The 12535-nt window shown below is 65.6% G+C and carries 9 protein-coding genes; 6 read left to right on the forward strand and 3 right to left on the reverse strand.

Features of this window, described 5'->3' with window-relative positions; translation table 11 throughout:
- Positions 1-21 precede the first annotated feature (21 nt).
- Positions 22-782 (reverse strand): IS5 family transposase gene (locus V8U06_RS20950; RefSeq protein WP_427142340.1). Its coding sequence is split into 2 segments (ribosomal slippage): positions 22-455 and positions 455-782, totalling 762 coding nucleotides; the frame shifts between segments, so codons are not numbered across the junction.
- Between the two features lie 78 nt (positions 783-860).
- A complete protein-coding gene (locus tag V8U06_RS20955; RefSeq protein ID WP_226920781.1) occupies positions 861-1310 on the reverse strand; it encodes an SRPBCC family protein in 450 nt (149 codons plus the stop codon).
- Positions 1311-1442: 132 nt separating this feature from the next.
- Between V8U06_RS20955 and V8U06_RS20960 the strand changes: the two genes are divergently transcribed.
- The 5 genes from V8U06_RS20960 to V8U06_RS20980 all read left to right on the forward strand — a co-directional run bounded on the left by V8U06_RS20960 (position 1443) and on the right by V8U06_RS20980 (position 7182).
- Entirely contained in the window at positions 1443-2528 is a 1086-nt protein-coding gene (locus tag V8U06_RS20960; RefSeq protein WP_427142341.1) for a class I SAM-dependent methyltransferase, read from the forward strand.
- Entirely contained in the window at positions 2525-3379 is an 855-nt protein-coding gene (locus V8U06_RS20965) for a TrmH family RNA methyltransferase (protein WP_427142342.1), read from the forward strand. The genes V8U06_RS20960 and V8U06_RS20965 overlap by 4 nt, the downstream gene beginning before the upstream one ends.
- Positions 3376-3867 (forward strand): signal peptidase II, encoded by a 492-nt coding sequence (gene lspA / locus V8U06_RS20970; RefSeq protein ID WP_226920776.1) that lies wholly within the window; start codon positions 3376-3378, stop codon positions 3865-3867. The genes V8U06_RS20965 and lspA overlap by 4 nt, the downstream gene beginning before the upstream one ends.
- Before the next feature lie 56 nt (positions 3868-3923).
- Positions 3924-6209 carry an ATP-binding response regulator gene (locus V8U06_RS20975; protein ID WP_427142343.1) on the forward strand — a complete coding sequence of 762 codons (2286 nt, stop codon included), beginning with the start codon at positions 3924-3926 and terminating at the stop codon, positions 6207-6209.
- A 94-nt stretch (positions 6210-6303) separates the two neighbouring features.
- Complete coding sequence (locus tag V8U06_RS20980; RefSeq protein WP_427142344.1) at positions 6304-7182, forward strand: GNAT family N-acetyltransferase; 879 nt, start codon at positions 6304-6306, stop codon at positions 7180-7182.
- A 153-nt stretch (positions 7183-7335) separates the two neighbouring features.
- Here the strand turns inward: V8U06_RS20980 and V8U06_RS20985 are convergent, their stop codons facing one another.
- Complete coding sequence (locus V8U06_RS20985) at positions 7336-9621, reverse strand: NADP-dependent malic enzyme (RefSeq protein ID WP_427142345.1); 2286 nt, start codon at positions 9619-9621, stop codon at positions 7336-7338.
- Positions 9622-9759: 138 nt separating this feature from the next.
- Here V8U06_RS20985 and mutS point away from each other — a divergent pair, with 138 nt between their 5' ends.
- The gene (mutS, locus tag V8U06_RS20990; protein ID WP_427142346.1) at positions 9760-12495 is read left to right on the forward strand and encodes a DNA mismatch repair protein MutS; all 2736 of its coding nucleotides are present in this window, start codon (positions 9760-9762) and stop codon (positions 12493-12495) included.
- The last annotated feature ends 40 nt before the right edge of the window (positions 12496-12535 follow it).

Genomic DNA, 12535 nt, shown 5'->3' on the forward strand with positions numbered 1-12535 from the left:
TAGGCTGTAGTGACGATTTAACTATCTGAGCCAGATGGTTATAGCCGCGATGATGACGAAGCCCCTGAAGTTTACGAGGAGTTTGTCGTAGCGTGTGGCAACGCGGCGGAATTGCTTGAGCTTTGCAAAGAAGCGCTCAACGAGATTGCGCTCCTTATAAAGCCGCCAGTTACAGGCATGTGGACGTCGTCGCTTGGGTCGTGGCGGAATAACCGGGACTGCGCCAGCGTCCAGAATAGTATCGTGGAAGTGCTCTGCATCATAGGCTCTGTCGGCGATGACGTGGCCTGGATTGAGGCCATGGAGCAATTGCTTGCCATAGATCACATCGCCACGATGTCCCGGTGCGAGCACGAAGCGCACCGGCAGCCCCAAGGCATCGACGACAGCGTGGATCTTTGTACCTAGCCCGCCACGTGAGCGGCCAAGACCTTGGGCGTCCGCTCCCCCCTTTTTTGCCGCGCACCGGCGGCTTGAGGCTGAGCACGGATGGAGGTGGAATCAATCGAAACCCAATCAAGGTCCGCTTCGCGCGCCAACGCCTCGAATAAGCTTTCCAGGACGCCCATCTCGATCCAGCGATAATAGCGTCGTTTGACCGTCTGATAGTCGCCGTAGAGTGCGGGAAGATCACGCCAGCGCCCACCAGAGCGGGCCATCCAGATCAGTGCTTCGACAAATCGGCGATTGTTGGAACGTGGTCCCCGCCGCCCTTTGCGTCCTCCCGGGACAAAGGGCTCGATCCGAGACCATTGCTCAGAACTGAGCCTATCCATATCCATGACCAACCTCCAAAAGTCAGTCTTGAATCTGATTTGCTCTCGGTTGGAAACCGTCAAACGTTAAATCGTCACTACAGCCTAGGCAGCCCCGCCGTTCAGCCTTGCGCCGAGATCGGAGAAGAACTGCGCCGCCAGTTTCTTCGAGGTGGAATCGATGAGGCGTGAGCCGAGCTGGGCAAGCTTGCCGCCGATCTGCGCCTTCACGTCATAGGCGAGGATCGTGCCCTCGGCGTCTTCGGTAAGGCGCACGTCCGCGCCGCCCTTGGCAAAGCCGGCAATGCCACCCTTGCCTTCGCCCGAGATGGTGTAGCTCTCCGGCGGGTTGAGATTGGAGAGCGTCACTTCGCCGCTGAACGTGGCCGAGACCGGGCCGATCTTGATCTTCACGGTCGCTTCCAGCTCCGTCGGCGATTTCATCGTCAGCGACTGACAGCCCGGAATACAGGCCTTCAGCACCTCGGGATCGTTGAGCGCCGCCCAGACGGCGTCGCGCGGAGCGGCAATGCGTTCTTCGCCGGACATGTCCATGATCGATCCTCCTCACCGGTTGGGAATTTATCGCAATCGGAAAGCGCTTTGCCAAGTGGGGGAGGGATGGTATGGGAGCCGCTTGTTTTCCGGCGCTGCCGGCAAGTTTCAACCGACGACGGACGAGCCACCGTGAAGGACAGACATCGCCGGCCCAAGAGTGGCCCCGCCGCGCCCGCCAAGGCGCATGCGCCCCTGAAGGCACAGGCGCAGAGGGCGCCGGCCGAAAGGACGCCGGCCCCGAAGAAGGAGCAGCGCCCGGCCCCCGAGGCGCCCGCCCGCCCGCTGATGCGCCGCGAAGGCGACAAGCCCGCCGAGCGCGTGCCCGTGATCCTCGAGACCGCCGGTTCCGACCAGTACCGCCTGATCGACAGCGGTGCCGGCGAGAAGCTGGAGCAGTACGGCCCCTACCGCATCGTGCGCCCGGAGGCACAGGCGCTGTGGCAACGCAGCCTGCCGGCCGCCACCTGGGGCAAGGCGGATGCGCTCTTCACCGGCGATACGGACGAGGACGGCATGGGGCGCTGGAAGTTCCCCCAGGCGGCGCTGGGCGAGACCTGGCCCATGCAGCTCCTCGGCGTCGATTTCCACGGCCGTTTCACCGCCTTCCGCCATGTCGGCGTCTTCCCCGAACAGCTCGCCCACTGGAGCTGGATGAAGGAGAAGGTCGAGACGGCGGGCCGTCCGGTCAAGGTGCTGAACCTCTTCGGCTATACCGGCGTCGCCTCGCTGGTCGCCGCCAGCGCCGGCGCGGAAGTGACCCATGTCGACGCCTCGAAGAAGGCGATCGGCTGGGCGCGCGAGAACCAGGCGCTCGGCCGCATGGAGAAGCTGCCGATCCGCTGGATCTGCGAGGATGCGATGAAGTTCATCCAGCGCGAGGAACGCCGCGGCAGCAAATACGACATCATTCTCACCGACCCGCCGAAATTCGGCCGCGGCCCGAACGGCGAGGTCTGGCACCTCTTCGACCATCTTCCGCTGATGCTCGACATCTGCCGGGAAATCCTGTCGCCCAAGGCCATCGGCCTGGTGCTGACGGCCTATTCGATCCGCGCGAGCTTCTATTCCATCCACGAGCTGATGCGCGAGACGATGCGTGGGGCCGGCGGCACGGTGGAATCGGGCGAGCTCGTCATCCGCGAGAGCGGCCCGGACGGCGGAAACGCCGGCCGCGCGCTCTCCACCTCCCTCTTCAGCCGATGGATCAGCGCATGAGCCAGGAACATCACGGGAGCCGCCGCGTCGGTCAGGTGAAGGAGGTCACGAGCCTTTCCAACCCGATCGTCAAGGACATCAAGGCGCTCACCAACAAGAAGGACCGCGACGAGACGAAGAGCTTCATGGCGGAAGGCCTGAAGCTCGTCATCGACGCACTTGAGCTTGGCTTCGAGATCCGCACGCTGGTCTATGCCAAGAACGTCAAGGACAAGCCGCAGGTCGTGCAGGTCGCGACGAAGACCGTGGCGCGCGGTGGACTGGTGCTGGAGGTCAGCGAGAAGGTGCTTGCCTCGATCACCCGGCGCGACAATCCGCAGATGGTCGTTGGCATCTTCACCCAGCGCTGGACGAACCTGCGGGACCTGAAGCCGAAGACCGGCGAGACCTATGTGGCGCTCGACCGGGTGCGCGATCCCGGCAATCTCGGCACGATCGTCCGCACCGCCGATGCGGCGGGCGCCAGCGGCGTCATCCTTGTCGGCGAAAGCACCGATCCGTTCTCGATGGAGACCGTGCGGGCCACCATGGGCTCGGTCTTCGCCGTGCCGCTGGTGAAGGCGAGCGCGGCCGATTTTCTCGCCTGGAAGAAGGGGGCGGGCGTTTCCGTCGTCGCGACCCATCTTGCCGGCGCGGTGGACTACCGCACCATCGATTACAAGAAGAAACCCGTCGTGCTGCTGATGGGCAACGAGCAGTCCGGCCTGCCGGAAGAGCTTGCCCGCGAGGCCGATGCGCTTGCCCGCATCCCGCAGGTCGGCCTTGCCGATTCACTGAACCTTGCCATCGCCACGGGCGTCATGCTCTTCGAGGCGCGCCGCCATCTCCTGACGCTGGATGCGCGCGCATGAGCGAACGCGTTCCCCTGATGTCCCGGCCGGTGCCGGTGATCGTCTTCATCCTGCTGGCGCTGCTGCTCGACCAGGCGGTGAAGTTCGCCGTCGAGGCTTTCCTGCCTTTCCAGGAGGCGGTGCATGTGGTGCCGATGCTGGCGCTCTACCGTACCTATAACTACGGCGTCGCCTTCTCCATGCTGTCGGGCATGGAGGGCTGGTTCATCGTCACGCTCCGCCTTCTCGTCGTCGCCTTCGTCATCTGGCTGTGGCGTCAGACGCCGAAGGCCCGCGGCCTTGCCCATGCCGGCTATGCCTTCATCATCGCCGGCGCTTTCGGCAACCTGATCGACCGCGCGCTGTTCGGCTATGTGATCGACTATGTCCTCTTCTACACCGAGACCTGGTCCTTCGCCGTCTTCAATCTCGCCGACAGTTTCATCACCATCGGCGCCGGTCTCGTCATTCTCGACGAGCTGCTTCTCCTGCGCCGCCGGGATGCGTAAAATTTTAGCGGCTTGCTGAAGCCGATTTGAACGGACCGCGTGCTATGCGGTTCGTCATGAGCGAACCCGTCAAGCTACAGAACCGGCTCAAGGCCGAATTTGCCGAAGCGCCGCGCCGTTCCGCCCGCGTCCGTTCCCGCGTGGAAACGGCGCCCGCCGTTCCCGATATCGACGTCGCGCCGCCCGCGCCGGAAAACCATGCGACGCTGCGCAGCGCCATTGCCGGCGTCGGCCTTCTCATGGCGGCGCTCGTGCTGGCGACGGGCATGGCGGCCGGATTCTACATCGCCGCCCTCGGCCTCGGCCTTGCCGGCATCGCGGGCGCGGCTTTCCTCTTCCGTTCGGCCCGGCCGGTCGCCGAAACGGCCGACGACCGGAGCTGGGAACGCAGCGAGACCTCGGAAATCCTCTCGGCCATCCATGACGTGCTCGGCGATATCGTCGTCATGCGCACGCTCGACGGCCGCATTCTCAAGGCCAATGCCGTTCTCGGCGACCTTACCGGCATCGCCGACGCCGAGGGCAAGACCTGCGAGATGCTCGGTCTCACCTTCCGCTCGCAGGGCACCGCCCATCGCTACGACGTCGACGTTAGCGGCCCCGCCGGCAAGCGCATCTATTCCTGGCACGATGTCACCGTACGTAATCCCGCCTCGGGCGACCTCGTCGTGCATTCCATCGCCCGCGACGTGACGGAGGAGCGCCGCGCCGAAGGCGAGCGCGAGCGCGCCCGCCAGCGTGCCGAGGAGGCGAGCGCCGCCAAGTCGCGCCTGCTTGCCACCGTCAGCCACGAGATCCGCACGCCGCTGTCGGGCATTCTCGGCATGTCGCATCTGATCGGCCAGACGCGCCTGACGGCCGAGCAGAAGAACTATCTAGCCGGCATGCGCCAGTCCGGCCACGCGCTCGTCCAGCTCGTCGACGACCTGCTCGATTTCTCGATCATCGAGGCCGGCCGCTTCCAGCTGCGTCCGTCGGAAGAGCCGGTGCGGCCGATGCTGGAAAGCGTAGTCGAGATGCTTTCGCCGCGCGCCCATGAAAAGGGCATCGAGATCGGCTCCTTCGTTGCGCCCGACGTGCCAGGTCTTCTCCTTTACGATGCACCGCGTCTGCGCCAGGTGCTCTACAATGTCGTCGGCAATGCCGTGAAGTTCACCCATACGGGTGGGGTCTCGCTGGAAACCACGCTGGACCGTGGCGCCGTCGTCATCCGCGTCACCGATACCGGCCCCGGCATGAATGCCGAGGAGCAGGCCCGTATCTTCGAGGAGTTCGAGCAGACAGGCAGCGCCGCCCAGCGTAGCGGCGGCACCGGCCTCGGGCTTGCCATTTCCGCTCGCATCCTGCGTGAGGCCGGTGGCGCACTGACGCTGGAAAGCGCGCCCGGCAAGGGCAGCACCTTCACCATTCGCATGCCGGTCGAGATGCAGCGTCTGCCGACCGCCGGCACCGGCCGAAAGGGCGTCTTGAAGGGCAGCCGCGTGTTCCTCCTCGCGCCGGACGGCCCCGCCTCCAGGGCGCTGGTGCGAACCGTGGATTCGCTCGGGGGCGCATGCCATCTCGCGACCTCCATCGAGGAGGCGCTGGACCTCCTCCAGTTGCTTTCCGGCCGTAAGGCGGAACTGACCGATATCATCGTCGACAACCGTCTCGCCGGCGTCTTCCGCCGCGAGCTTGCCGACATCGCCTTCCTGCGGGACAGCCGCGCCCGCCGCGTCTATCTCGTCAATCCGGAAGAGCGTGGCGGCCGGGCGATCGGCAATGGCGAGGGCTACGATTCCTGGCTCATCCGCCCGCTGCGCGAGCGCTCGCTGGTCGAGGTGCTGCGCGGCCGCATGAAGGGCATCGAGGTGCGCGACGCCATCAACGACAATCGCCCGATCCTGAAGGATCTGCCGCAGGCCGCGCCGGAACCGGACGCGAAACCGATCCCGGCGCCGTCCACCGGCGCCCGCATCCTGCTCGCCGAGGACGATCCGGTGAACGCCATGCTGGTGCGCTCCGTTCTGGAGCGGGCAGGGCACACGGTGCGCCATGTGCCGGATTATCCGGCGCTGGTGTCCGCCCTTGCCGGTGCGACGGAGGCTGGCCCCTTTGTGGCCGATCTTCTCCTCACCGATCTCGGCATGCCCGGGGGAGACGGCAAGGACATGATCGCCCGCATCGTGCAGCGCGACTATGGCAACGCCCGCCTGCCGGTCATCGTGCTGACCGCGGACAGTCGCCCCGCCCTCAAGGGCGAGCTTCTGGCCATCGGCGCCGATGCGGTCCTGGCAAAGCCTGCCGATCCGGCCGCACTCCTTGCGGAAATCGCCCGGCTCGCGCATCGCGTCGCGGGCTAGGACGGCTTTTCGCTATCCAAGCCGGCCTTGCGTCATTATCCTGTTGCAGAATCGTGGTTAAAACCACGCAGTTTCGCTTAACGGGTAGACTGCCATGACGCTCGACCTCGCCCAGACCATTGCTCCGGCGGAGATCGCCCAGAAGCCGGCCCCCATTGCCGGCCGCTCGGGAACGGATGTGCTCGGCCGCATCGGCAATCTGGAGACGCGCATCGCCCGCTCCGTCACGGAGATCGACGCCGCCCAGGCCGTGCGCTACCGCGTCTTCGCCGAAGAGATGAACGCCAAGCTTTCGCCCGATGCGGTGCGCCGCAAGCGCGACATCGACGCCTGGGACATGGTCTGCGATCACCTGCTGGTGCTTGACACGTCCATCGAGGGTGACGCGGAAGAGCAGATCGTCGGCACCTACCGCCTGCTGCGGCAGGATGTGGCGGCCGTTTCCGGCGGCTTCTATTCGCAGTCGGAATTCGACGTCGACGCGCTGATCGCCAGCCATCCGGACAAGCGCTTCATGGAGCTTGGCCGCTCCTGCGTGCTGCCGGCCTATCGCACCAAGCGCACGGTGGAACTGCTCTGGCAGGGCAACTGGGCCTATTCGCTGAAGCACGGCATCGACGTCATGTTCGGCTGCGCCTCCTTCCACGGCGTCGTGCCGGAAGAGCATGCGCTGGCGCTGTCCTTCTTGCACCACAATGTGCAGGCGAAGGACGAATGGAGCGTTTCGGCCCGGCCGGAACTCTTCCGCACCATGGACCTGATGCCGCAGGAGGCGATCGACGCCCGCCGCGCGCTCTCGGCCATGCCGCCGCTGATCAAGGGCTATCTTCGCCTCGGCGCGACGGTCGGCAACGGCGCGGTCGTCGACCACGGTTTCAACACGACGGACGTGCTGATCGTCCTGCCGATCGGCAAGATCTCCGGCCGCTACCTCAATTATTACGGCGCAGACGCGGGGCGTTTCGCCAGCTAATTATTTCCATCAAGGTCAGCATAGTCTGATTTCGCCGCCCGTTCCCGACCTCCGGGGCGGGCGGTTTTTTATCGTCCGCTGGAAGGGCAAAAGACGAGGGGCGTTTCCGCGGTCTGCGGAAACGCCCCTTTCGTCAGGCGATGACGCTTGTGGTCAGACGCCGGAATTATAGGCGGCCAGCGTCGCCATATTGACGATGTCGCTGTCCTTGGCGCCCATGGAGACGATCTGCACCGACTTGTCGAGACCGACCAGCAGCGGGCCGATGACCGTCGCGCCGCCCAGTTCCTGCAGCATCTTCGTCGAGATCGACGCCGAGTGGAAGGCGGGCATGACGAGCACGTTGCCCGGACCGGAGAGACGGCAAAATGGATACTGTTCCATGATGCGCGGGTTGAGCGCCACGTCGGCCGACATTTCGCCGTCATATTCGAAATCGACGCGGCGACGGTCGAGGATCTTCACCGCTTCGCGCACCCGTTCGGACCGCTCGCCCGAGGGATGACCGAAGGTCGAATAGGCGAGCATGGCGACGCGCGGGTCGTAGCCGAGGCGGCGCGCAAGGCCGGCCGCTTCTTCCGCGATGTCGGCCAGTTCCTCCGAGGAGGGCATGTCATGCACGGCCGTATCGGCGACCAGCACGGCGCGGCCGCGGCAGAGCGCCAGCGTGGCGCCGATGACCCGGTGGCCGGGCTTGGCGTCGATGCAGCGGCGCACGTCTTCCAGCGCGGTGGAGTAGTTGCGGGTCAGGCCCGTCACCATGCCATCGGCATCGCCGAGCGCCACCATGCAGGCCGCGAAGTGGTTGCGGTCGTTATGGATCAGGCGCTGGGCGTCGCGGTAGAGGAAACCGTTCCGCTGCAGGCGCGCATAGAGATAGTCGATATAGACGTTGTTGCGCTTGGAGATGCGGGCATTGACGAGCTCGATGCCGGCGCGGTCGAGGTCGATACCGGCCTTTTCCGCGGTCTCGCGCATCTGTTCCTCACGGCCGAGCAGGATGGCGGTGCCGAGATCCTGGTTCACGTAGGACACGGCGGCGCGCATCATCTGCTCTTCTTCGCCCTCGGCGAAGACCACGCGCTTCGGCTGGCGGCGAACGCGGGCATAGATCTGCTGCAGCGTCGAGGCGATCGGGTCGCGGCGGGCGCGCAGGTCGCGGGCATAGGCGTCGAGATCGGGGATGTTCTTGCGTGCGACGCCGGTTTCCATCGCGGCCTTGGCGACGGCGACGGGGATTGCCGAGATGAGGCGCGGATCGAACGGCACGGGGATGATGTACTGCGCGCCGAAGCGCGGGCGTACGCCCTGATAGGCGGCCGCCACGTCATCCGGCACATCTTCCTTGGCAAGCTTGGCGAGCGCCTCGGCCGCCGCGATCTTCATCGCGTCGTTGATCGTGGAGGCCCGCACGTCGAGCGCGCCGCGGAAGATGTAGGGGAAGCCGAGCACGTTGTTGACCTGGTTCGGATAGTCCGAACGGCCGGTGGCGACGATGGCGTCATCGCGGATGCGGGCGACTTCTTCCGGGGTGATTTCCGGGTCGGGATTGGCCATGGCGAAGATGATCGGCCGCGGCGCCATGGAGCGGATCATGTCTTCCGAGAAGGCGCCCTTGGCGGAAAGGCCGAACACCACGTCGGCGCCCACCAGCGCTTCGGCGAGCGAACGGCGGTCGGTCTTGACCGCATGGGCCGACTTCCACTGGTTCATGCCGTCTTCGCGGCCCTGGTAGATGACGCCCTTGGTGTCGCAGAGAATGACGTTGTCAGGCGCAAAGCCCATCGACTTGATGAGTTCGATACAGGCGATGGCGGCTGCGCCCGCGCCGTTGCAGACGAGCTTGGTCGTCTTGAAGTCGCGGCCGGTCAGCGCCAGCGCGTTGATGAGGCCGGCGGCGGCGATGATGGCGGTGCCGTGCTGGTCGTCATGGAAGACCGGGATATCCATCAGTTCGCGCAGGCGCTGCTCGATGATGAAGCAGTCCGGCGCCTTGATGTCTTCGAGATTGATGCCGCCGAAGGAAGGGCCGAGGTAGCGCACGCAGTTGATGAATTCGTCGACATTCTCGGTATCGACTTCAAGGTCGATGGAGTCCACGTCGGCGAAGCGCTTGAAGAGGACGGACTTGCCTTCCATGACCGGCTTGGAGGCAAGCGCCCCGAGATTGCCGAGGCCGAGGATGGCGGTGCCGTTGGAGATGACGGCAACCATGTTGCCGCGCGTCGTGTAGTCATAGGCGGTCGCCGGATCTTCGGCGATGGCCTTTACCGGAACGGCGACACCCGGCGAATAGGCGAGCGAGAGGTCCCGCTGCGTCGCCATCGGCTTGGTCGGCGTGATTTCCAGTTTTCCGGGACGGCCGGACGAATGGAAGTCCAGGGCTTCCTTGTCCGTAACGGTTGCCCTCTGGCGATCTGTTTTGTCGGTTCCCGGCATGTTCCCCCCTTCACACTCCTGTGGGCGATAGGCCCGTAGCTGCTGAACAGCAGTTGTTTTCTATATCGCTGCGCGGCTAGGGTGGCACCTCTTTTTTGGGAAGAACAGACCCTCCATTTTAGAAGAAACAGAATCTCCGTGAACGATCAGATCGCCCGCCCGAACGATATCCTGTCGACGGCGGAACTCGCCAGCGACGAAAGCCGCGCATCGGCAACGCCGATGATGGAACAGTATATCGAGATCAAGGCGGCCAACCCGGACAGCATGCTGTTCTATCGCATGGGCGACTTCTACGAGCTGTTCTTTCAGGACGCGGTGGATGCGTCCCGCGCGCTCGGCATCACGCTGACCAAGCGTGGCCAGCATATGGGCCTCGACATTCCCATGTGCGGCGTGCCGGTCCATGCGGCGGACGATTACCTCCAGAAGCTGATCTCCGTCGGCTTCCGCGTCGCAGTCTGCGAACAGGTGGAAGACCCGGCCGAGGCCAAGAAGCGCGGTTCGAAATCGGTGGTGCGCCGCGATGTCGTGCGCCTCGTCACGCCCGGCACGCTGACCGAGGAAAAGCTGCTCTCGCCCTCCGATGCCAACTACCTGATGGCCGTCGCGCGCATCCGCGGCGGGGCGGAACCGGCCATGGCGCTCGCCTGGATCGACATTTCCACCGGCATCTTCCGCCTGTCGGAAACGGCGCAAGGCCAGCTTCTCGCCGATATCCTGCGCATCGATCCGCGCGAATTGATCGTGCCGGACACACTGTTCCACGATCCCGATTTCCGCCCGGTTCTCGACGTCATCGGCCGCGTCGCCGTCCCGCAGCCGGCGGTGCTGTTCGACAGCGCGACGGCCGAGGGCCGCATCGCCCGCTATTTCGGCGTCTCGACGCTCGACGGTTTCGGCACCTTCTCCCGTGCGGAGCTCGCGGCGGCCTCCGCGGCGATCTCCTATGTCGAGAAGACGCAGATCGCCGAGCGCCCGCCGCTCGGCCGGCCGGAGCGCGAAAGCTCGGCCTCCACGCTCTTCATCGATCCGGCGACACGCGGCAATCTCGAACTGGTGCGCACCCAGTCCGGCGACCGCGCCGGCACGCTGCTCAAGGCCATCGACCGCACCGTCACCAGTGGCGGCGCGCGCCTGCTGGCCGAACGGCTGATGTCGCCGCTGACCGATCCCGATGCGATCAATATCAGGCTCGATTCCATCGCGACGCTCGCCGACCGCCCGTCCTTCTGCGAGGACCTGCGTCGTGCCTTGCGCCAACTCCCCGACATGCCACGTGCGCTGTCGCGCATCGCGCTCGGCCGCGGCGGCCCGCGCGATCTCGGCGCGATCCTGCAGGGCCTTACGGCCTCTGCGCAGATCGTCCGGCTGATGGCGGCGGAAGACCTTGGCGGCGAGCTGGCGGCCGCCCGTACGGCCATCGCCGCACTGCCGGTCGACCTCGCGCACCGCCTTGCCGTGATGCTGGCCGACGAGCTGCCGCTGCTCAAGCGCGACGGCGGGTTCATTCGCGAGGCGGCGAATGGCGAACTGGACGAGATGCGGGCGCTGCGCGACCAGTCCCGCCGCGTCATCGCAGGCCTCCAGCTGCAATATGCCGAGGAAACGGGCGTCAAGTCGCTGAAGATCAAGCACAACAACGTGCTCGGCTACTTCATCGAGGTCTCCGCCGGCAATGCCTCCGCGCTGACCGACGGCGACGAGGCGAAGGCCCGCTTCATCCACCGCCAGACCATGGCCGGCGCGATGCGCTTCACGACCACGGTGCTTTCCGAGCTCGAAACCAAGATCGCCAACGCGGCCGACCGGGCGCTCGCCATCGAGTTCTCGGCCTTCGACGGGCTTGTCGCGGCGGTCGTGGCGGAGGCGGAGGCCATCAAGGCGGCGGCGCGCGCCCTGGCTGTCGTCGACGTCTCCGTCGGGCTCTCGGCGCTCGCCGAGGAGCAGGCCTATTGCCGCCCCATCGTTGACGGTTCCACCATGTTCGCCATCGTCGGCGGGCGGCATCCCGTCGTGGAACAGGCGCTGCGGCGCCAGCAGGCGGCCGCCTTCGTCGCCAATTCCTGCGATCTTTCGCCGGAGGGTGGCAAGGGCCATGGCGCGATCTGGCTGCTGACTGGTCCCAACATGGGCGGTAAGTCGACCTTCCTGCGCCAGAACGCCCTCATCGCCATCCTCGCGCAGATGGGCGCCTATGTGCCGGCCGAAAGCGCCCATATCGGCATCGTCGACCGCCTGTTCTCGCGCGTCGGCGCATCGGACGATCTTGCCCGCGGCCGCTCCACCTTCATGGTCGAGATGGTCGAGACGGCAGCGATCCTCAACCAGGCGACCGACCGCTCGCTGGTCATCCTGGATGAGATCGGCCGCGGCACCGCGACCTTCGACGGCCTCTCCATCGCCTGGGCCGCCGTCGAGCACCTGCATGAGGGAAACCGCTGCCGCGGCCTCTTCGCCACCCATTTCCACGAGCTGACGGTTCTGTCGGAAAAGCTCGCCCGCCTTTCCAACGCCACGATGCGCGTCAAGGAATGGGACGGCGACGTGATCTTCCTGCACGAGGTCGGCCCCGGCGCTGCGGACCGCTCCTACGGCATCCAGGTGGCGCGCCTTGCCGGCCTGCCGCCATCCGTCGTGGCGCGCGCGAAGGACGTGCTGGCCAAGCTGGAGGACGCCGATCGCAAGAACCCGGCAAGCCAGCTCATCGACGACCTGCCGCTCTTCCAGGTGGCCGTGCGCCGCGAGGAGGCCAAGCGTTCCGGTCCGTCGAAGGTGGAGGAACTGGTCAAGGGCCTCAACCCTGACGACATGACACCGCGCGAGGCGCTGGATGCGCTCTATGCGCTGAAGAAAGAACTTGGCAAAGCTTAGCGGCTCGGATCATTGTCCTCGCATGCTGAAAGGGTCTATA

It is taken from the genome of Shinella sp. G-2 (assembly GCF_050172695.1).
GTDB lineage: Bacteria > Pseudomonadota > Alphaproteobacteria > Rhizobiales > Rhizobiaceae > Shinella.